Annotated in this window: 17 protein-coding genes; 11 read left to right on the forward strand and 6 right to left on the reverse strand. The window is 70.2% G+C overall.

Going from position 1 to position 20,445, the window contains the following annotated elements; genetic code table 11:
* The first annotated feature begins 94 nt into the window (after nucleotides 1-94).
* On the forward strand, nucleotides 95-1,456 hold the full coding sequence (locus WBL06_RS10420; protein ID WP_424455930.1) for a DUF222 domain-containing protein: 1,362 nt from the start codon (nucleotides 95-97) through the stop codon (nucleotides 1,454-1,456).
* Nucleotides 1,457-1,726: 270 nt separating this feature from the next.
* Here the strand turns inward: WBL06_RS10420 and WBL06_RS10425 are convergent, their stop codons facing one another.
* Complete coding sequence (locus WBL06_RS10425; protein WP_424455931.1) at nucleotides 1,727-3,154, reverse strand: DEAD/DEAH box helicase; 1,428 nt, start codon at nucleotides 3,152-3,154, stop codon at nucleotides 1,727-1,729.
* A gap of 164 nt (nucleotides 3,155-3,318) precedes the next feature.
* Here WBL06_RS10425 and WBL06_RS10430 point away from each other — a divergent pair, with 164 nt between their 5' ends.
* Complete coding sequence (locus WBL06_RS10430; protein WP_424455932.1) at nucleotides 3,319-3,963, forward strand: ferritin-like fold-containing protein; 645 nt, start codon at nucleotides 3,319-3,321, stop codon at nucleotides 3,961-3,963.
* 16 nt (nucleotides 3,964-3,979) lie between these two features.
* Here WBL06_RS10430 and WBL06_RS10435 read toward each other — a convergent pair whose 3' ends face one another.
* Both WBL06_RS10435 and WBL06_RS10440 read right to left on the reverse strand, forming a co-directional pair.
* On the reverse strand, nucleotides 3,980-4,297 hold the full coding sequence (locus tag WBL06_RS10435; protein WP_424455933.1) for a hypothetical protein: 318 nt from the start codon (nucleotides 4,295-4,297) through the stop codon (nucleotides 3,980-3,982).
* Nucleotides 4,298-4,323: 26 nt separating this feature from the next.
* A complete protein-coding gene (locus WBL06_RS10440; RefSeq protein WP_424455934.1) occupies nucleotides 4,324-4,548 on the reverse strand; it encodes a DUF3107 domain-containing protein in 225 nt (74 codons plus the stop codon).
* Between the two features lie 105 nt (nucleotides 4,549-4,653).
* Here WBL06_RS10440 and WBL06_RS10445 point away from each other — a divergent pair, with 105 nt between their 5' ends.
* The 5 genes from WBL06_RS10445 to WBL06_RS10465 all read left to right on the forward strand — a co-directional run bounded on the left by WBL06_RS10445 (nucleotide 4,654) and on the right by WBL06_RS10465 (nucleotide 13,173).
* Nucleotides 4,654-7,791: an ATP-dependent helicase gene (locus tag WBL06_RS10445; RefSeq protein WP_424455935.1), complete on the forward strand. Its 3,138-nt coding sequence runs from the start codon at nucleotides 4,654-4,656 to the stop codon at nucleotides 7,789-7,791.
* A complete protein-coding gene (locus tag WBL06_RS10450; protein WP_424455936.1) occupies nucleotides 7,788-10,970 on the forward strand; it encodes an ATP-dependent helicase in 3,183 nt (1,060 codons plus the stop codon). The genes WBL06_RS10445 and WBL06_RS10450 overlap by 4 nt, the downstream gene beginning before the upstream one ends.
* A 92-nt stretch (nucleotides 10,971-11,062) precedes the next feature.
* Complete coding sequence (locus tag WBL06_RS10455) at nucleotides 11,063-12,397, forward strand: MFS transporter (protein ID WP_424455937.1); 1,335 nt, start codon at nucleotides 11,063-11,065, stop codon at nucleotides 12,395-12,397.
* Between the two features lie 9 nt (nucleotides 12,398-12,406).
* Nucleotides 12,407-12,871, forward strand: coding sequence for a hypothetical protein (locus WBL06_RS10460; protein ID WP_424455938.1), 465 nt, complete (start codon nucleotides 12,407-12,409; stop codon nucleotides 12,869-12,871).
* The gene (locus WBL06_RS10465) at nucleotides 12,868-13,173 is read left to right on the forward strand and encodes a hypothetical protein (protein WP_424455939.1); all 306 of its coding nucleotides are present in this window, start codon (nucleotides 12,868-12,870) and stop codon (nucleotides 13,171-13,173) included. Before WBL06_RS10460 ends, WBL06_RS10465 begins: the two co-directional genes overlap by 4 nt.
* An 8-nt stretch (nucleotides 13,174-13,181) precedes the next feature.
* Here WBL06_RS10465 and WBL06_RS10470 read toward each other — a convergent pair whose 3' ends face one another.
* Entirely contained in the window at nucleotides 13,182-13,580 is a 399-nt protein-coding gene (locus WBL06_RS10470) for a DoxX family protein (RefSeq protein WP_424455940.1), read from the reverse strand.
* Between the two features lie 80 nt (nucleotides 13,581-13,660).
* On the opposite strand from WBL06_RS10470, the gene serA reads away from it, so the two are divergent.
* From serA to WBL06_RS10485, 3 genes are read left to right on the forward strand one after another with little or no spacing between them, the layout of a single operon-like run.
* A complete protein-coding gene (gene serA / locus WBL06_RS10475; protein WP_424455941.1) occupies nucleotides 13,661-15,256 on the forward strand; it encodes a phosphoglycerate dehydrogenase in 1,596 nt (531 codons plus the stop codon).
* 38 nt (nucleotides 15,257-15,294) lie between these two features.
* Nucleotides 15,295-16,347 carry a 3-isopropylmalate dehydrogenase gene (locus tag WBL06_RS10480; protein ID WP_424455942.1) on the forward strand — a complete coding sequence of 351 codons (1,053 nt, stop codon included), beginning with the start codon at nucleotides 15,295-15,297 and terminating at the stop codon, nucleotides 16,345-16,347.
* A 39-nt stretch (nucleotides 16,348-16,386) separates the two neighbouring features.
* On the forward strand, nucleotides 16,387-17,499 hold the full coding sequence (locus WBL06_RS10485; RefSeq protein WP_424455943.1) for a branched-chain amino acid aminotransferase: 1,113 nt from the start codon (nucleotides 16,387-16,389) through the stop codon (nucleotides 17,497-17,499).
* 38 nt (nucleotides 17,500-17,537) lie between these two features.
* Here WBL06_RS10485 and WBL06_RS10490 read toward each other — a convergent pair whose 3' ends face one another.
* Nucleotides 17,538-18,878, reverse strand: a complete 1,341-nt coding sequence (locus WBL06_RS10490) for a LamG-like jellyroll fold domain-containing protein (RefSeq protein WP_424455944.1) — start codon at nucleotides 18,876-18,878, stop codon at nucleotides 17,538-17,540.
* 103 nt (nucleotides 18,879-18,981) lie between these two features.
* Nucleotides 18,982-19,590, reverse strand: coding sequence for a TasA family protein (locus WBL06_RS10495; RefSeq protein WP_424455945.1), 609 nt, complete (start codon nucleotides 19,588-19,590; stop codon nucleotides 18,982-18,984).
* Between the two features lie 167 nt (nucleotides 19,591-19,757).
* Between WBL06_RS10495 and WBL06_RS10500 the strand changes: the two genes are divergently transcribed.
* Nucleotides 19,758-20,240 (forward strand): MarR family winged helix-turn-helix transcriptional regulator, encoded by a 483-nt coding sequence (locus WBL06_RS10500; RefSeq protein WP_424455946.1) that lies wholly within the window; start codon nucleotides 19,758-19,760, stop codon nucleotides 20,238-20,240.
* The last annotated feature ends 205 nt before the right edge of the window (nucleotides 20,241-20,445 follow it).

Consider the following 20,445-nt stretch of genomic DNA (forward strand, 5'->3'; position numbering starts at 1 on the left):
CCTCCACAGGGTCGTCGGCGGAGAGTTATCCACAACAAAAGGCGCCTCTGATCAGGGAAAAGGCGATGTCGGTGGGTGGTGTCACAGTGTTGGCATGACGGAAGCCCCCGACCTCGATACGGTGATCGCGCTGTTGCGCGACGCCGTGCGTTCGGATGCGCGGGGGCTCACCGATGAAGAGTCGTGCGAGCGGGCGGCCGTGGTCGAAGAAGCCGGTCGGCTCATCGACGCGATGCGGGTCGAGAGCGCTGCCGACTTGGCGCGGAGGTCCCGCCCGGAACTCGGTGAGGCGGGGTTGGCGCGGCGGCACGGGTGCCGAACGGCGGCGCAACTTCTGGAACGCATCGCCCGGGTGTCGGCGCGGGAGGCGGCGCGCCGGGCCCAGCTCGGGTCGGTGTTGGCGCCGCGGTGCGCGCTTGACGGCTCGCCACTGACCGCGCAGTTCGCGATCGCCGGTGCGGCTGTCGAGCGCGGAGAGATCGGAGTCGACGCGGCCTGGGCGATCACCCGGGCGCTCGGCCAGGCTTCCGCGCACGCGTCACCTCTTGACCTCGAGGCTGCAGAGGAGCATCTCGTTGCGGCGGCCCGGGTGGATTCTGCGGACCTCGTCGCGGTGCAGGCACGATTGTGGCGCGAGGCCCTCGACCCCGACGGTGCCGAGCCTCGTGAGGAGGAGCTGCGGGCGCGCCGAGAGCTGCGCTTCGGTCGCGAGGTCGATGGCATGACGCCGTTCCACGGCTGGGCCGATCCGAACGCCGCCGCAATCATGCGGGCGGCAGCGAGCGAACGCACCTCGCCGTACCGGCAGCCGCGGTTCGTCGCCGAGGGTGATCCCGACGTCGACTGCGAGGGGCTCGGCGTCTTCGGCGAAGACCGCCGTACGCGCCCGCAGAAGTCGTTCGACGCGTTCATCGGGCTGCTGCAGGCCGGCATCCGCGCCGACGCCCAGGCGACCGGATCCCTGCACTCGATCGCGACGGTCAACGTCACCGTGTCACTCGACGCGCTCGCCTCCGGGGTCGGTCACGCCTTCCTCGACGACGTCGACGAGGCGATCTCCGCCGCGACGGCCCAAGAGATCGCGTGCGACGCGGGCTACCGCCTGCACATCACGGGCAAGAACGGCCAACCGCTCTTCCAGGGCGAGCGAAGACGCTACTTCACCGCCGCCCAGCGAAGATCCTTGGCCGTCCGAGACGGCGGCTGCGTCTGGCCCCAGTGCACGTCGCCCCCATCCTGGACTCACGCCCACCACGTGATCCCGGTCTCGGAAGGTGGCCCCACCGATATCGACAACGGCACCCTGCTTTGTCCGTACCATCACCATCTGCTGCATCGCGGTGAGTATCGGATGCGGATGAACAACGGGCTACCCGAACTACTGGCCCCGCGATGGATCGATCCGGATCAGGTCTGGCGCGCGGTCGGTCGGAGCCGCTTGCGTGCCACAGCCTGATTGCGGCGGGCTTGGGGCTGCCCAACGGATGGGCGATACTGTGCCGATGGCCGAGCCCGGAGCTAGCGGAGAGCAATTCGGATTCGCAGAGTGCCCGATGTGTGAAAACTACGACATGCATTCGCGCACCTCTGGCGGCGCCTACCAGTGCGCGCTCTGCAACACGTCCTGGGGGGGTGGCGGGGCCCCTTCGGGGTCGAGTTGGCTCCCTCAGTCGCCACCGGTCCGATAGAGACAAGACGGCGCGGGGTGCGCGCCACCGGGGACAGTTCAGGCCGCGGGCGGGGTGGCGGCGCCACCGCCGGAGCCACTGCGGCGACGACGCGTGCGCTTGCGCGCAGTGGTGCTGCCACCGTCGTGCGTGCCGCCGCCTTCTTGACGCGGCGCGCCCGTCGAAGTGCCGGCGCCGCCGGACCCACCGCGCGAACGCGAACGCTGCCGCGGCGGACGCTCGCCCGAACCCGACTCGCTCGAGGCGGCGCGGGGCTCACGCTCGAGGTGCGGAGCCGCCGGGGTCATCTTGAGCCGACCCTTCGCCCCAACCGGGATGTTGAGTTCTTCGAAGAGGTGCGGCGATGACGAGTAGGTCTCGGTCGGCTCCGGGATGCCCATCTCGAGGGCGCGGTTGATGAGCGCCCACTTGTGCATGTCGGCCCAGTCGACGAAGGTGACCGCGATGCCGGTCTTGCCGGCGCGGCCGGTGCGGCCGGCGCGGTGCAGGTAGGTCTTCTCGTCTTCGGGGATCGTGTGGTTGATGACGTGCGTCACGTCGTCGACGTCGATGCCGCGCGCCGCGACATCCGTGGCGACCAGCACCTCCTTCTTGCCGGCCTTGAACGACGCCATCGAGCGCTCGCGCGCCTCCTGGCTCATGTCGCCGTGCACGGCGGCGGTGCTGAAGCCGCGGTCGCTCAACTCTTCGACGAGCTTCTGGGCGGCGCGCTTCGTGCGGGTGAAGATCACGGTCTTGCCGCGGCCCTCGGCTTGCAGGATGCGGGCGACGACCTCGTCTTTGTCGAGCGAGTGAGCGCGGTAGACGAGGTGCTGGATGTTCGCCTGGGTGAGGCCCTCATCCGGGTCGGTCGCACGGATGTGGATGGGCCGGTTCATGAACCGGCGCGCGAGGGCGACGACCGGGCCGGGCATCGTCGCCGAGAACAGCATCGTGTGCCGGTCGGGCGGGGTCTGCGCGAACAGCTTCTCGACGTCGGGCAGGAAGCCCAGGTCGAGCATCTTGTCGGCCTCGTCGAGCACCATGATCTTCACGTTCGCGAACGACAGCAGGCGCTGCCCGGCGAGGTCGAGCAGGCGACCGGGGGTGCCGACGACGATCTGGGCGCCGGCCTTGAGCTGCTCGACCTGACCCTCGTATGCCTTGCCGCCGTAGATCGCGACGATCTTGGTGGGGCGCTTCGATGCGGCGAGCTCGAGGTCTTCGGCCACCTGAACGCAGAGTTCGCGGGTCGGCACGACCACGAGCGCCTTCACGCCGGGCTCCGGGTCGGGGCCGAGCTGCTGGATGAGCGGCAGCCCGAACCCGAAGGTCTTGCCGGTGCCGGTCTTGGCCTGGCCGATGATGTCTTGCCGGGAGAGGCCGAGCGGGATGGTCTGGCTCTGAATCGGGAAGGGCTCGATGATGCCCTTCTCGGCGAGCGCGTCGACCATGTCAGGCTCGATCCCGAGATCACTGAAAGTCAAAGGGGCACTGCTATTCAAAAGATTGGCCTGTCTGTCTTCGGTGCCTACTTCGCACCCGGGATCAGGGTGATCCCGCGGACAGTAGGCTGGTTTACGTGTTGGGCTGGCTGCGTCGGAGACGGATCCGCGCCCGAGGTGTGACCCGGCCGGTCCGATCGGAGGCCGTGGAGGCCACACGCGTCGAACTCGCCGAACTCGCCCCCGATGCGCAAGCCTACCTGGGTCAGCTCGCCTATCTCACGCTCGTGCTGTTCGAGAACCTCGGACGCGGCGCCGCGGTGGCCCCCACGGTGTCGGGCAAGAGCCGCCTGGGACGCGTCGCCGCGGAGGTGCTGGAGATCCACGAGGCGGTGCTCGCCGAGCTGGAATCACGCCGCATCGACTCGTCGGAGGCGATGGAGCCCTACCGCCCGATGCTCGACGACTTTCAGCGCCGCACGCAGGGTGACGACTGGCACGAGATTCTCATCACCTGCTACCTGACTTCGGGGTTTCTACTCGACTTCTTCGCCGGACTCGCCGCGGGGCTGCCGGGCGGACTCTCCGACCGCATCTCGGCGCTGCTCTCCGACGACGAGGCCGAAGACCTGCTCGTCGAAGAGCTGCGCGAAGCGATCGACGGCAACCCACGCCTGGCATCCCGCCTCGCGATGTGGGGCCGCCGCCTCGTCGGCGACACGATGCTCGTCGCCCGCTCGGCCCTGCACCTCGAACAGCGCGCCGACGGTGAGGCGCGGGTCGAGCCGATCTTCACCGAACTGATCGCGGCACACACCCGCCGGATGGATGCCCTCGGCCTCACGGCCTGAGCGTTTCGAGCAGGGCTTAGGCCTTACCGCCCGAGAGTCGGCCGCCCGACAGAGCATGCAGATGGCGGGCATCGGCCGCCTGACGGCGCTTGCTCAGAATCAGCGCGACGACGAGCGGCACGACGGTCGCGGCACCGAGAGCGGCGAGCCAGATCCATCCGCCGTCGGCCTTCCAGCCGAGCCAGGTGAGACCCGCCCAGGTGGCGGCAGTCACCGCCGCACCGAGAGCGGGCATCAGGGCGACGCCGTAGACCTCGCGGCCCGGCAACAGGTAGCGCAGCAGGATGCCGATTCCGGCGCCGACGACGGTGACGTAGACGATTTCCATTTCCATGGTGATCTCCCGGGTGCGGAAGGGCGCTAGGCGACGAAGCCGACGCGGCGGCTCGACTCGCTGCCGACCTCGAGATACGAGAACGAGGCGACGGGCACGATGTACACCTTGCCCTTGTCATCGCTCAGCTTGATGAACTTGGCGTCGGAGTCGAGCGCAGCCGACACGATCTTCTCCACCTCGACGGCCGTCTGCGACGACTCGAAGCTCAGTTCACGGGGCGAGTTGGCGATACCGATGCGAATGTCCACGAGGTTCAGAGTAATGCGCGGGCCGGGCGCGGTTGACCCGGTTCGCCCGAGGCGGAAACGCGAGCGACGGATGCCGGGTCGGCGGTGGCGGATATCTTCGGCTGAGTGAGCGGGTTGGGTTTCGAAACGCATCCGGCGGAGCCGGGCGCTACTCAACCCGCGGGAGTGGCGCTGGACGCGTCGCAGCTCGCTGTCGTGAAGCTGCCCGACGGGGCCTCTGCCGCAGTGCTCGGAGCACCGGGGTCGGGTAAGACGACGACGATCGTCGAACTGGTCGCCGATCGGGTCCTGACACGCGGGTGGGACCCGCGGTCGGTGCTCGTGCTCACCTCGGCGCGCGCGGCGGCGACCCGGCTTCGCGACCAGATCGCCGTGCGGCTCGGGGTGGCCACCGATGGGCCGCTCGCGCGCACCGCACCGTCGCTCGCCTACGAGATCGTCGGCGTGACGGCCCGGGCGGCGGGGGAGACTCCACCGCGGCTCGTCACCGGCGCCGAACAGGATGCCGACCTCGCGACGCTGCTCGACGGCCACATCGCCGCCGGTTCCGGCCCGGCGTGGCCCGAACCGTTGACGCCCGAGGTGCGGCGCACGGGGCGGTTCCGCTCCGAACTGCGCGACCTGTTCGCCCGCGCCACCGAGCAGGGCATCGACCCGCGGCGCCTGAGCGAGCTGGGTCGTGCGACCGATCGCCCCGAGTGGGTGGCGGCGGGGGAGTTCTTCGACGAGTACCTCGATGTCGTCGCTTCGGCACGTCCCGAGCAACGCGACCCCGCCGAACTGGCGCGGCTCGCGATCGCCACCCTGGATGCCGGCGGCGGCGGCGAGCGGGTCGCCGGGCTGCGGCTCGTCGTCATCGACGACCTTCCCGAAGCCACCGAGGCGACGCTCGGTCTGCTCGCCGCACTCGTGCGACGCGGCATCCCGGTGATCGCGTTCGGCGATCCCGATGTCGCGACGAACGCGTTCCGCGGGGGAGAGCCGGATGCGCTGGGTCGCCTGGCGAGTGTGCTCGGCGTCGCCGAACTCGGCCCCTCGGCGGTGGCGACTCTCGTGCTGGAACACGTGCACCGGTCGAACGCCGTGCTCCGCGCATTCACAGGGACCGTGACCGAGCGCATCGGCACGGCGGCCGCGGGTGCCCAGCGCCGAGCCGTTGCCGACCGCCTCACCCTGGCCCGTCCGCCACTCGCGAGAATCGAAGCCCCGACGGCGGCCCGCACTGCCGCCGTGATCGCGCGAGCCCTGCGTGAAGAGCACGTGCTGCACGGGGTGCCGTGGAACCGGCTCGCCGTGATCGTGCGCAGCGGGGCCGCCGTGCCGGCGCTCGCCCGATCCCTCGCGCTCGCCGAGGTGCCGACCCGCACCGGCGGGGGCGGGCTCGCTCTGCGCGACGACGCTGCGGCTCGCGCCCTGCTCGCGGTCGTCGAGGCCGGCACCGGGCGACTCCGCCTGACCGCCGACGTCGCTGCCGAACTGCTCACCGGGCCGTTCGGCGGACTCGACCCGATCGGGTTGCGCCGCCTGAAGATCGCCCTGCGTACCGACGAGGCAAGAGCGGGTGGGGCGCGCCCGAGTGGCGAGTTGCTCGTCGAGGCGCTCGCCGCTCCGGGCCGGTTCTCCACGATCGACGCCCCCGTCGCCCGCACCGCCGAGCGTCTGGCGGGCACCCTCGACGCCCTCCGCACCGCCGAGCCGACCGCGACCGCCGAAGAGCTGCTCTGGCTCGCCTGGGAACGCAGTCGTCTCGCGAAGCCCTGGCGCGCCCAAGCGCTCGGCGCCGGGGTCGCGGCCGCGGAGGCCAACCGCGACCTCGACGGCATCGTGGGGCTGTTCGCCGCCGCGAAGCGCTTCGCCGAACGCCGGCCGGATGTCGCCGCGAGCGAGTTCTTCGCCGAGCTGCGTGATGCCGAAGTGTCGGAAGACCTCATCGTGCCCACCCGCAGCGACGACGCGGTCTTGGTCACGACACCCTCGGGCGCGGTCGGGCTGGAGTTCGACACCGTCGTCGTCGCCGGACTGCAAGAGGGCGCCTGGCCGAACCGGCGACCCCGCGGCACCCTGCTGTCGCCGCAAGCGCTCGCCCGAGCCGATGCCGGTGACGAGGGCGTGCTCGACGAACGACGGCTCGTGCTCGACGACGAGCTGCGGATGTTCGCGCTCGCCGTCTCCCGGGCGCGCGAGCGGGTGCTGCTCGCGGCGGTCGTCAACGACGACGAGTCCCGCAGCGTGCTCATCGACCTACTGCCGCCCGACACTCCTCTGCTCGCCGAGGGGTCGCCCCTCACGCTTCGGGGCACGACGGGTCGGTTGCGCCGGCTGCTGACTTCCCGCGGAGTCGACCCGCGCACCCGAAGCGCGGCGGCATCCTCTCTCGCTCATCTCGCCGAACTCGGCGTGCCGGGAGCGAGCCCCGACGAGTGGCACGGTTTGTTACGGATCTCGAGTGAAAGCCCCCTCTTCGACGGGGTGCAGGTGCCGATCTCGCCCTCGCGGCTGGAGCGCTTCGAGGAGTCGCCGCTCGACTGGTTCCTCGAGACGATCGGTGGCTCGTCGTCGACGACGCTGATGGATGTCGGCACGATTCTGCACTGGGCGATGGAGACCGCCGAGTCGCCCGACGCGACGGCGGTGTGGGAGCGGGTCGAGAAGCGCTGGGGCGAACTGCTGTTCGAGTCGCCGTGGCTGGCCGAGCAGCACCGGCGCAGCGCCCGGGTGCTCGCCGACGGCATCGCCGCCTACCTCGGTGACTTCGCGACCGGGGGCGGGGTCGTGGTCGGCGCCGAGAAGAAGTTCGAGCTCGAGATCGACCGGGCGACCGTGCGCGGCACGATCGACCGGGTCGAACGCGCGGCCGACGGCAGCGTCGTGATCGTCGACCTGAAGACCGGCAGCCCGGTGACGAACCAGGCGAAGATCGACGCGGTCGCGCAACTCGGTGCCTACCAGCTCGCCTACCGGGCCGGGCTGTTCGACGACGTGCTGGCCGACCTCGGCGACCACCAGCCGGGCGGCGCGAAACTGCTCTACGTCAAGTCGGGGGTCGGCGGCAAGAAGTACCGGGAAGGCGTGCAGGCGCCGCTCGGCGACGAGGGATTGGAAGCCTTCCGCGAGCGCATCCGGCAGGTGGCGATCGGCATGGCGGCGGCATCCTTCGAAGGCGTGTTGGAGGTCGGCGGGTACGGTCTCGGTGCCGTTCCCGAACTCCGCCTGCATCGCGTCGGGGCGGTGAGCGGGCCGTGACTGTTTCGTCGATCGACATCGCCGACGCCCTCGCCGAGGTGCGCGGGATGCCGCCGCAGCATCCGACGCCGCAGCAGCGCGCGGTGATCGAGGCGCCGCTCGCCCCCGCACTCGTCGTCGCCGGCGCCGGGTCGGGCAAGACCGAGACGATGGCGAACCGGGTGCTCTGGCTGCTCGCCAACGGAATCGTCGAACCGGCGCAGGTGCTCGGGCTCACCTTCACCCGGAAGGCGGCGGGCGAACTGGGCTCACGCATCCGCGAACGCATCGCCGAACTCGACAGCGCCGGACTGAGCGGTGCTGGCCTGCTGCCGCCGGGGGATGTCTTCGACGCCCCCGCCGTCGCGACCTACAACTCGTTCGCCAACACCCTCTACCGCGATTCGGCGATCCTGCTCGGGCGGGAGGGTGACGCTCCGGTGTTGGGGGAAGCGGCGGCCTGGCAGCTCGCGCGGGGCGTCGTGATTCGTAGCAAGGATGCGCGGCTTCCCGACCTCGGCAAGAACCTCGATGCACTCACCAAGGCCGTGCTCGCCGTCGCCCGCGGTGTCGCCGAGCACGCGGGCGACCTCGACGACCTGCGCGACCTCGCCGCCCGGCTCGGGGCGCTCGGCGAGCTGCCGACATCCGATCCGGTCGACCGCTTCGAGCGGTTGCCGGCCGTCGAACTCGCCGAACAACTCGGCGCGCTCGGGGTGCTCGCCGACCTCGCCGCCGAGTACGACGCCGAGAAGGTACGTCGTGGGGTCGTCGAGTACGCCGACCAGGTCGCCCTCGCGCTGCGAATCGCGCAGAAGCAGCCCGCCCTCGGCGCCGACCTGCGCGACCGCTACCGGGTCGTGCTGCTCGACGAGTACCAGGACACCTCGGTCGTGCAGACCCAGCTGCTGGCCGAGCTGTTCCGGGGCAGCGCGGTGATGGCGGTCGGCGACCCGAACCAGTCGATCTACGGGTGGCGCGGCGCGAGTGCCGCCAACCTCGACCAGTTCGCTGAGCTCTTTGAGGCCGACGCGCGCTTCGCCCTCTCGACGAGCTGGCGCAACGGCACCGGCATCCTCGACGCGGCGAATCACCTCGTCGCGCCGTTCGTCGGGCGAGGCGTCGCGGTCGAACCGCTCACCGCGAGCCCCGTCGCCACCCAGCGACCCGTCGAGGTCGCGTTCACCGAGACCGTCGCCGACGAGGCCGCAGCCGTCGCCGAGTGGCTCGCGGCTCGGGTCGATGCGCGCACGAGCGCGGCCATGTTGCTGCGGGCGCGGGCGACCCAGCCGTACTTCCTCGCCGCCCTGCGCGAGCGCGGCATCCCGTTCCACGTGCTCGGCATCGGCGGGCTGCTCGCCGAGCCCGAGATCGCCGACCTGGTGTGCACCCTGTCGGCGATCGACGACCCGGCCGCCGGCATCCAGCTTCTTCGGGTGCTCGCCGGCTCGCGCTTCCGCGTCGGGGTCGCCGACCTGCACGCGCTCAACCGGCTTGCGTCCTGGCTGCGCTCGCGCGATCACACCCAGCGCAAGCACGACGACGAGGTGCGCGAACTGCTGAACACCGCCGTCGCGCCGGGGGAGGGCGGCTCGATCGTCGACGGCCTCGACTTCCTCGCCACGGCTCCCGTGGGCCACGTCGCGCTCGAGAACTTCACCGACGTCGGCCTTGAACGGCTGCGGGATGCCGGGGCCACCCTCGCGCGGTTGCGGGCCCGCGTGCGACTCGACCTGCCCGACCTGGTGGCCCTCGTCATCCACGAGCTGCGGCTCGACATCGAGGTGGCGGCGAACGAGCACCGGGTGCTTGGGCCGGCGAACCTCGACGCCTTCGCCGACGCTCTCTCGGGGTACCTGGCGATCGCCGAGATCGCGACGCTGTCGGGTTTCCTCGGCTGGCTGCGCGAAGCCGAGCTGCGAGAAGACCTCTCGCCGCGACCCGAACCCCCGGAACCCGGCACGGTGCAGGTGCTCACCGTGCACGGCGCGAAAGGCCTGGAATGGGATGTCGTCGCGGTGCCGCGGCTGGTGACCGACGAGTTTCCGTCGAAGCCGCGCGAGGGGTTTCAGGGCTGGCTCGGCTTCGGGCAGTACCCGTGGCCGCTGCGCGGCGACGCCGCCGAGTTGCCGCACTTCGCGTGGGAAGGGGTCTCGACCCGCAAGGAACTTCTCGACGAGCAGAAGCGGTTCAGCGCCGGGGTGCGGCAGCGCGCCCTCGACGAGGAGCGTCGGCTCGCCTACGTCGCCGTGACCCGCGCCCGGCACCATCTGCTGCTGTCGGGGTCGTTCTGGGCGACGCAGACCAAGCCGCGCGAACCCAGCGTGTTCCTGCGCGACCTCGCAGATGCCGGGCTGATTCCCGCGGTGCCCGAGGCGAGCGCGCACACAGAGAACCCGCTCGGCGACGACCTGGAACGCATCGTCTGGCCGCTCGATCCGCTCGGCCCGCGGCGGCAGGCCGTCGAGTGGGCCGCCGACCAGGTGCGCACGGCCGAGCCGAAACTCGCCGGAGCATGGACCCGCGACCTCGAGCTGCTGCTCGCCGAGCGCGAAGCCCGGCTCGCCGCGACGCAGGTGACGATCCCGACGCGCGTTCCGGCATCCCGGTTCCACGACTACGTCACCGAACCCGACCGCGTCGCGGGCGAGTTGCGACGCCCGATGCCCGAGCGCCCGTTCTCGGCGACCCGGCTCGGCACGCTCTTCCACGCCTGGGTCGAGCAGCGCTTCGGGTTCGGCACCGGGGCGGAGGAGATCGACGCGCTGAGCGCCGAGGTGGATGCCGGAGGCGAGGCCGGGGGAGCCGACTTGGAGGCGTTGCGGGCGAAGTTCGAAGCCTCGGAGTGGGCGCAGCGGCGTCCGCTCGAGGTGGAACGCGAGATCCACCTGCCGTTCGACGACCGCGTCATCATCTGCAAGATCGACGCCGTCTACGAAGAGCCGGGCGGCCGGGTGCGCATTGTCGACTGGAAGACCGGACGTGCGCCAAAGGATGCCGCCGACCTCGAGCGCAAGCAACTGCAGCTCGCGCTGTACCGGCTCGCCTACTCCCGATGGGCCGGCATTCCCGAAGACCGCATCGATGCGGCCTTCTACTTCGTCGCCGACGACCGCGTTCTCGAACCCGACCGCATCGACTCCGAAGAGCAACTGCTCGCCCGCTGGCGCGCCGCCACCACCCCCTCGGTGGTCGAGTAGCCGCGAAGGCGCGACCCCTCTCGGTGGTCGAGTAGCGCCGAAGGCGCGTGTCGAGACCAGGCGTAGGCTGGACGTCCGGAAGGGGTTGTTCGGTGAGTCTCGGCGGCAGTGACCCGGCCCTCACCGCACCGATCCCCGTCCAGACCCGTCGCCCCTCGGGACGTGACGTTCTCACGATCTTCCAGGTGCGCAACTTCCGGCTGCTGATCACGTCGATCTTCTTCACAAGCCTCTCGATGTGGATGACCCGCATCGCCGTCGACTGGCTCGTGCTCGAACTCACCGGCAACCTCGCGCTCGTCGGTCTCGCGATCACGCTGCAGTTCGGCCCGACGCTCGTCTTCGGCGCGTTCGCGGGGGTGATCGCCGATCGCTTCTCGCGCCGGGCGATCGTGCTGCTCACCCAGACCGTCGCGTTTCTCGGCAGCGCGACCCTCGCGGTGCTGGCCATCCTCGACGCCGCCGAGCTGTGGCACGTCTATCTCGTCGCCGCGGTGTCGGGCGTCGCGGGCGCGCTCGAGAACCCGGCCCGCAGCGCGCTCATCGGCCAGATTGTCGAGCCCGGGCGCCTGCGCACCGCGATGAGTCTCAACGCCACGGTGTTCCATGTCGGCGGCCTCATCGGACCGGCGATCAGCGGCATCCTCATCGCCTTCGTCGGCTCAGGCTGGTCGATCGGAGTGGCGGCGCTGGCGACGCTGGTCAGCATCCTGGCGTTCGCGTTGTTCCGCGCCCGCGAGCTGTCTGCCGTCGCGCGGCCCGCCGAAGGCTCGGGTGGGGTCGGGTTCGCGGTGCGCTACGCCGTCGGCAAACCGACGATCCTCTGGCCGATGGTGCTCGTTGGGTTCGTCGCGACCTTCGGAATGACGCTGCCGGTGCTGTTCACGGCGGCGGCGGGCGAACGCGGCTTCGACTCCGGGTCGACCGGATACGGGCTCTACACCTCGCTCGCGGCAGTCGGCGCCGTCGTCGGAGCGATCGCGTCGGCGCGGCGGCGGTCGGTGCGATTGCGGTCGATCGCCCTGTTGACCGGTGCCTACGGTCTCGCCATCGTGCTCGCCGGGGTCGTTCCCGTCTACGGCGTGTTCCTTGCCGCGATCGTCGCCCTCGGAGTGTTTCGCCTGATGTTCGCGATCGGCGCGGAGTCGATGGTGCAGCTCTCGACCAATCCGGCGGTGCGCGGGCGCGTGATGGCGATCTACCTCGTGCTGCTCATCGGCGGCCAGGCGGCCGGCGGCCTGGTCATCGGCTGGGTGGCCGAGGTGTTCGGCATGACGGTGGCTTTCGCCGTCGCCGGCGGGCTGCCGCTGCTCGCCGCGATCGTCGTCGCGGTGATCCTCGCGCGGCGCCACCAGTTGACGGTCGCCGTGAACCTGCGCGACTTCCGCCGGGTCGTGCGGGTCGTGAAGCGCCCGAACGCCCGGTAGCGTGAACGGGTGGCTCGGGCTGAAGACATCGACGATCTGGGCGACGACCAGGATGCGCTGAGCTGGGCGGGCGACGACGAGCAGGGGCGCGCCGCCCCGCGTCTGCGGCAACCCGAACCGGTCACCGCGGCTGCCGAGGTCGAACCCGAGGAAGCAGCCGGATCCCGGGGCCGATCCGTCGCGACGGCAGTCTTCCTGGTGCCCTACCTGGCGGTCACGGTCGGCTGGATCTTCGCGGTGCAACAACTCTCGTCGGGTTCGGCGTCGCTGTTCGGCGAAATCCTGTGGCAGTTCGGCGAGTTCCTCGCGATGCTCGCCGCCCCGCTGTGGTTCGCCGCGACCCTCACCCTCACGAAGGGGCACCGCCCGCTCGTGCGGGTCGGCTGGCTCGCCCTCGGATTCGGGGCGCTCGTGCCGTGGCCGCTTGTGTTGCAGTTCCTCGCAGCGCTCGAGCTCGCCGGAGGCATGTCGTGATCCTCATCCCGATCGTCTTCGCGGTGTTGTTCGCACTCGCCCTGTTCGGGCCGGTTTCGAATCTCGCAGCGCTCCCACCCGTCTACGAGGCCTACGGGATCGGCGACGCGGTGCCCTGGCCGCTGCTCATCCTCGCGGTCGCCATCCCGCCGGCGCTCTATCTTGTCGCGCTGCTGCTGGGCCGGGGTCGCCCGCCGTTCGCCCGAGCCCTCATCCTCACCGTTGCGCTGGCGGCATCCTTCGCCCTCTACTTCGGCGTCGTCACCCTCGTCGGCGCGATCCAGCCACCCCTCACGCTGTAGCCGCTTCGTCAGCCCAGGGGCCAGGCGGCGAGAAGTACGAGCGCGATCAGAAGAACCTGGATGCCGAGGCGCGGCCAGAAGGGGATGGCGATCCGACCGAATCGTTCGGGGTCGCGCGCGGCGTAGGCGTTGGCGGGGAACACCGCGATCAGGAACACGACGAGGCAGATGCCGGCGGCAAGCCGCACCCCGTTCCACGGGACGAGCAACCCGATCGCGCCGAGGATCTCGCACACTCCGGTGATCGCGACGAGGGCGGCTGGCCAGCCGGGTTGGCGTAACGGCGGCGGGATCATCGCCCGCATCGCGCGGGCACCGGCCGGCACGAAGTGCAGTACCCCCATGAACGCGAAGACCGCCGCGAGAGCGATGCGCAGCGCAAGTTGCGCCGCATGAAGCCCGTCCATAGCCCCATCGTCGCACTGGCTAGAATCGGGAAGTTGCGCCCCGCCTCCACCAAGCGCCGACCCCTGACGAAGGAATCTCAGTGGCCAAGCCGATCGTTGTGATCGCCGAAGAACTCTCGCCCGCCACCGTCGAAGCACTCGGCACCGACTTCGACATCCGCACCGTCGACGGCACCGACCGACCCGCGCTGATGGCGGCCCTCGCCGAGGCGCACGCGGTGCTCATCCGGTCGGCGACGCAGATCGACGCCGAGGCGCTCGCCGCGGCACCCGGGCTGAAGGTCGTCGCTCGCGCTGGCGTCGGGCTCGACAACGTCGACATCAAGGCCGCGACCGAAGCCGGTGTCATGGTCGTCAACGCCCCGACGTCGAACATCATCAGCGCCGCCGAGCTGACGATCGGACACATCCTGTCGCTCGCGCGTCACATCCCGGCGGCGCACGCGTCGCTCGCCGCGGGAGAATGGAAGCGCTCCAGGTACACGGGCGTCGAGCTGTTCGAGAAGACCGTCGGCATCATCGGCCTCGGGCGCATCGGAGCGCTCATCGCCGCGCGGCTGCAGGCGTTCGGCGTCGAGATCGTCGCCTATGACCCCTACGTCACGGCGACCCGCGCGCAACAACTCGGCGCGACGCTGGTGACGCTCGATGAGCTGCTCGAGCAGAGCGACTTCGTGACGATCCACATGCCCAAGACGGCAGAGACGACCGGCATGATCGGCGTCGACCAGTTGAAGGCGATGAAGAAGACGGCCTTCGTCATCAACGTCGCCCGCGGCGGGCTGATCGACGAAGACGCCCTCTACGACGCGCTCGTCGCCGGCGAGATCGCCGGCGCGGGGCTGGATGTCTTCGTCTCCGAGCCCCCCGTCGAGAAGAAGCTGTTGAGCCTGCCGAACATCGTCGTCACCCCGCACCTCGGTGCGTCGACCGACGAGGCGCAGGAGAAGGCGGGCGTCTCGGTCGCCCGCAGCGTGCGGCTCGCACTCGAAGGCGAGCTGGTTCCGGATGCCGTCAACGTCGCCGGGGGAGTCATCGACCCGTTCGTGCGGCCGGGCATCGCGCTCGTCGAGAAGCTCGGCCAGGTGCTCGCCGGAGTCGCGGGTCACGGGGCGCTCACGAGCCTCGAAGTGGATGTGCGCGGCGAACTCGCCGCCTACGACGTGAGCGTCTACCGGCTCGCGGCGCTCAAGGGCTACTTCACCAACCTCGTCACCGAGAATGTGTCGTACGTCAACGCCCCGCTCCTGGCCGAGCAGCGCGGCATCACCTCATCGCTCTCGGTCTCGGAAGACAGCGTCGACTACCGCAACACGACGACCCTGCGCGGCGTGCTGGGCGACGGCTCGGTCGTCGAGGTCGCGGGCACCCTCGCCGGCACGAAGCTGGCGCAGAAGATCATCGGCCTGAACGGCTACGACATCGAGGTTCCGCTCGCCGACCACCTCATCCTGATGACCTACGAAGACCGTCCCGGCATCGTCGCCACCTACGGCAAAGAGCTGGGCGACGCGAAGGTCAACATCGCCGGCATGCAGATCGCCCGGCAGAGCGCGGGCGGTCAGGCGCTCAGCGTGCTCACCGTCGACTCACCCGTTCCCGACGAGGTGCTGGAGCGCATCGCGGCGCAGATCAACGCGACCTCGCTGCGGGCGATCGAGATCGTCGAAGCCTGAAAACGGATGGCACCCCCGCCGCGAATAGGCTGTCGGGCGTGACTCGCACCATCGACCTCGCTCTCATCCCCGGAGACGGGATCGGCCCGGAGGTGACGAAGCAGGCGGTCGCCGTGCTGCGCGCCGCGCTCGGATCCGACGCCGACCTCCGCACCACCGAGTACCCGTACAGCGCCCGGCACTTCCTCGAGACCGGGGTCATCCTCGGCGACGACGACCTCGCGGCGCTCGCGCAGCATGAGGTGATGTTGCTCGGTGCGGTCGGGGGCGACCCGCGCGACCCGAAACTGGCGGGTGGCATCATCGAGCGGGGCCTGCTGCTGAAGTTGCGGTTCGCGTTCGACCACTACGTCAATCTGCGTCCGACGAAGCTTTACCCCAGTGTGACCAGCCCCCTGGCGAACCCGGGAGACGTCGACTTCGTCATCGTGAGGGAAGGCACCGAAGGTCCGTACGTCGGCAACGGCGGAAGCATCCGCGTCGGCACCCCCGCCGAGGTCGCCAACGAGGTGAGCGTCAACACCGCGTATGGGGTGGAGCGGGTCGTCAAGTACGCGTTCGATCTCGCCGAGAAGCGCCGCACGAAGCTCACCCTCGTGCACAAGACCAACGTGCTCGTCTACGCCGGCGGCCTCTGGGCCCGCGCCGTCGAGGCGGAGGCGGCCAATCATCCGTCTGTGGCGTGGGATTACCTCCACGTGGATGCCGCAACCATCTTTCTGGTTACCGATCCTGCTAGGTTCGACGTGATCGTCACAGACAACCTCTTCGGCGACATCCTCACCGATCTGGCCGGCGCTATCAGCGGCGGCATCGGACTGGCCGCCTCGGGCAACATCAATCCCGACGGCGCGTTCCCCTCGATGTTCGAGCCGGTGCACGGTTCGGCTCCCGACATCGCGGGGCAGCGGAAAGCCGACCCCACGGCGGCGATCCTCTCGACGGTTCTGCTGCTCGACCACCTCGGGTTGGGCGGTGCCGCGAGACGGGTCGAAGCGGCGGTGACGGCCGATCTCGCCGACCGAGGAGCCGACCCCCGCAGCACCGACGAGATCGGCGCAGCGATGCTCGCCCGCCTGGCAAACGCCTAACGCAGGGCGCAGACTAGACACCTACGCTACGGAGCACTCATGACGATCAACCTCCTGCCGATGGCGACGAAAGACCTGCTCTGGCAGGTCACCCGCAACGACGACTCCAGGTCGGCGGATGCGCGCGCCGCGATTCTCGCCGACCCCGGATTCGGCAAGCACTTCACCGACCACATGGTCGACATCTGCTGGTCCGAGAAGGGTGGCTGGCACCGCCCGCGGGTTCAGCCGTACGGCCCCATCTCGCTCGACCCGGCGGCGGCGGTTCTGCACTACGCGCAGGAGGTCTTCGAGGGTCTCAAGGCTTACCGGCACGCCGACGGCTCGATCTGGACCTTCCGGCCCGAGGCGAACGCGGCGCGGATGCAGCGCTCCGCGAAGCGTCTCGCACTGCCCGAGTTGCCGGCCGAGTACTTCATCGAGTCGTTGCACCAGCTGATCGCCGTCGACGGCGACTGGGTGCCGACGGCGCCGGAGACCAGCCTCTACCTGCGCCCGTTCATGTTCGCGAAGGAGGCATTCCTCGGCGTGCGTCCCGCCGCGAAGGTGAACTTTTACCTGATCGCCAGTCCGGCGGGTGCCTACTTCACCGGCGGGGTCGCCCCGGTGTCGATCTGGTTGTCGACCCAGTACGCCCGCGCGGGCAAGGGCGGCACGGGCGCGGCGAAGACGGGCGGCAACTATGCGTCGAGCCTCGTCGCCCAGGCCGAGGCCTACGAGCGGGGATGCGCCCAGGTGCTGTTCCTCGACGGGTCGGGCACCTACCTCGAAGAGCTCGGGGGCATGAACGTCGTGCTCGTCACGAAAGACGGCCGGCTGATCACACCGGAGAGCGACAGCATCCTCGAGGGCATCACGCGCGACTCGGTGCTGCAGCTCGGCCGCGACCGCGGGCTGACCGTGGAGCAGCGCCCGGTGCCGCTGCAGGAGTGGATCGACGGGGTCGCCTCGGGCGAGATCGTCGAGGCGTTCGCGTGCGGCACGGCGGCGGTCATCACCCCGATCTCGGAACTGAAGGGCGCGCACGTCTCGATCGTCATGCCCGAGCCCTCAGGGGAGCGGGTCTCGCTGTCGCTGCGGCAGGAGCTCACCGACATCCAGTACGGCCGCGTTCCGGACCGTCACGGCTGGCTGCACCGCCTGGACGCGTGACCTGACCGGGCCGGACCTCGCTGGTGAGAGCCCGACGATCAGCGCCCGGCGGCGTAGTGCACGGCCACTTGTGCGGGGCTGAGCGCCGTCGAGTAGACGGCGGCGTTGTCGATGCTCGACGCGAGGGTGGCGTCGCTGACCCCCGCCATCCCGGTCGTCGTGTCGCCGCCGACCCGCCAGTACCCCGCTGATCCGTAGGGGTTGTAGTGGTAGGCCGTGTCGCGGTTGTTCGAGGCGACGAGCACCCCGTCCACGTAGAGTCGCATCCCGGCCGACGACAGGGTTGCGATCGCGTGGTGCCAGGCGCCGTCGTTGTAGCTGCCGGGCGCGTTGAGGGTGCGCACCGTGTTGTTCTCGCGGATGCTGAACCGCAGGGCGCCGTTGCTCCGCATCCAGATGCGGCGGTCGGCCACGGCGGAGGTGCCGGTCGAGCTCGACCCGAAGCCCATGAGCTGGCCGCCGCGGGTCGAGGTCGTGCGGAACCAGATCTCGATGCTGAAGACGTTCGGCGGGGTGATCGCGGCCCCCGGCACGGTGATGCCGCTCGTGACCGTGCCGCCGAGGGCGAGGGAGGGGTTCGTGGCGGTGCAGTCGCCGACTTCGCGGGTGGCTCCGGCGAGAATCGTGCCGGTGCGTCCGTTCCCCGACGAGTCGAGGGCGGCGGTGCCGGCGCCCTCACTCACGGCATACAGCAGGTCGGGCGCATCCAGGGGCGTTTCGGCGAGGCAGGCGTAGGCCGGGCTGGCGTCGAGCGAATTCGTGCCATTCGGGGTTTGTGTGCTGTATGCGGCGTCGGCGGTGCCGCTCGAGCCGACGACCGCGACGACGGTGATGGCGGCGAGCACCGACAACGCCGACGGGATGACGCGGGCAGTCGCGCCGTCGGGCTCGGCCCGGTGGGCGCCGCCGCGGCCGAACGCCGCGACTCCGAGCGCCAGCACGGCCGCGGCCGCCCCGAAGATGAGTTCCCAGCGGCCGTCGCGCGCCCAGACGAGCGGCAGCCCGATGGCGGGGGCGCGCATGACGGCGACCCCGCGGACGTCAGTGGGGTCGATGGGACTCGAGTCGGCGACCGAGTTCGCGTCGCCGCGGGTGATCAGCTGCCCGCTCGGGGTAGTGGCGATCAGCCGGTGGAGCCGAAGTCGCTCGGGACGGTCGGGATCGTCGAAGAGGATCACGCGCCCGACGAGCCCGGACGGGTCGGTGACCGGCATCGCGACGACGATGTCGCCGGCGCGCACCAACGGAGCCATCGAGTCGCTCATCACGGTGGTCGTCTTCCATCCCCAGAGCATCGGCAGCGCCGACCAGAACAAGCAACCGGCGATGACGAAGAGGATGACTCGTGCCACGACGGTGACGGCAAGTCTGACGTGCATTCGGCACCTCCTCGGGTAGACGTGCGGAAACGGTGGGGGACGGGGGCCGGGCGTACGGATTCCGTCCGGCATCCACGGGTCGGATGCCGGACGGAATCACGCACTAGCTGTTCTGCGCCTCCCAGGTGAATCCGAGCGCAGCAGTTCCGCCCTGAGTGGTGTTGGGTGCTCCGGCATCGAGCGTGTAGACGAATTGGAAGACTCGGGTTTCGGGTGCCAGCCCGGTGGGAGCCCAGGTGCCGAGGCCGGTCGCGTAGCTCGTCGCCGTGCTACCGAAGTTCGCCAGGGAGCCGGTGTAGACCGACGATCCCGACGGCAGCGGGGTGAAGCCGGCGCAGCCGCCGGCGAAGGTGCCGCCGGTGCCCTGGGTGACGGTCAGGGTGATGTAGCTGCTGAGCGCGTTGGTGGTCGCGGCGCCGGTGCCGTAGAGGCGCACGTCGGAGGCGAGCGAGCCGGTCGACGTGACGGCGATGCAGCGGCTGTCGGTCGATCCGGGTTCGAGGTTGGTCGCGGTGAAGAGCGCGGTCGCCGAGTCGTCGTCCGACAGTGCGACGGTTCCCGCGGCCCAGTTGTTGGTCGGGGTCGTGGTCGTCGCCGAGAACGCGGCATACGACGCGGTGCCGATCGTGGCACCGCTCAGCAGGATCGCGACGGGCACGGCGAGCCGGTGGGCGATCCGCGTGGTGCGGCGCCGGCGGGCATGGGTGGACATCAGAGGACTCCTCGGGATTGGTTCGATCATCGAACTAGCAAGTTCGATGATCAAACTAAAGCGCGGGGCGGGTGCGGCGAATCCCCCAAGGCGGGTCGCCCTCGTCAAGGGGTGGAAGGAGGGGTACACTCCCGAAAGGGGACGCCGAAACCAAGGGGGTGGTGGCGATGCTCCGAGACGTTGCTGACGGCCACAGGACGACGGGGATCGAACTGAGCGCGCCGCTCGCGGCGTTCATGCGGTTGCGCCGCGAGAACGATCTGCTGGTGGCCGCGCTCGCTCGCGATCACGGACTGCATGCTCCCGATTTCCGTGCCGTAGCGTTCGTGCGTTTTACGCCGGGGGTGACCCCTCGTGGTCTGGCCGAGCACCTGGCGTTGTCGTTGAGCGCCACGACTGCGGTGGTCGACCGCCTGGTCGCGGCGGGCTATGTGCTGCGGTCGCCGAACCCCGACGACGGCCGGAGCTTTCGTCTCGCGGTGACCACGGCGGGGGCCGAGGCCGTCGAAGACGCGATCGAGCTCTACACCGCGGCGTTCGAGGAGGTGGTGCCGGCGGACCGTCGCGACGAGGTCGCCGCGACCTTTGTCGACATTGCGGATGCGCTCGCGGCCGCAGCCGCCGAACGTACGCCGCCGACCCACGCCTGACCTGCTCCTACCTTCGGCTTCGGGCGGCAGCGGCGAGTCGTTGGGCGGCACGGGATCGGGGTGGCATCGGGATGCGTCGCTGGTGCGGGTCGACGGATCGGGGTGGGATGGCGACGAATCCGTGAACTGGGTCTCGGTCGATGGCCCAGCCGTTGTCGTGGACGAGCATGTGGTGGTGGCGGCAGAGCAGGATGCCGTCGCGGGT

The organism is Pseudolysinimonas sp. (assembly GCF_049651805.1).
In the GTDB taxonomy this organism is placed as follows: domain Bacteria; phylum Actinomycetota; class Actinomycetes; order Actinomycetales; family Microbacteriaceae; genus Pseudolysinimonas_A.

What these genes read in the sequence shown, in the direction of transcription:
- WBL06_RS10495 (WP_424455945.1), bottom strand. Translation starts at nt 19,590, where the DNA reads ATGTCCACCCATGCCCGCCGGCGCCGCACCACGCGGATCGCCCACCGG.
- WBL06_RS10420 (WP_424455930.1), top strand. Translation starts at nt 95, where the DNA reads ATGACGGAAGCCCCCGACCTCGATACGGTGATCGCGCTGTTGCGCGAC.
- WBL06_RS10485 (WP_424455943.1), top strand. Translation starts at nt 16,387, where the DNA reads ATGACGATCAACCTCCTGCCGATGGCGACGAAAGACCTGCTCTGGCAG.
- WBL06_RS10435 (WP_424455933.1), bottom strand. Translation starts at nt 4,297, where the DNA reads ATGGAAATGGAAATCGTCTACGTCACCGTCGTCGGCGCCGGAATCGGC.
- WBL06_RS10470 (WP_424455940.1), bottom strand. Translation starts at nt 13,580, where the DNA reads ATGGACGGGCTTCATGCGGCGCAACTTGCGCTGCGCATCGCTCTCGCG.
- WBL06_RS10500 (WP_424455946.1), top strand. Translation starts at nt 19,758, where the DNA reads ATGCTCCGAGACGTTGCTGACGGCCACAGGACGACGGGGATCGAACTG.
- WBL06_RS10490 (WP_424455944.1), bottom strand. Translation starts at nt 18,878, where the DNA reads ATGCACGTCAGACTTGCCGTCACCGTCGTGGCACGAGTCATCCTCTTC.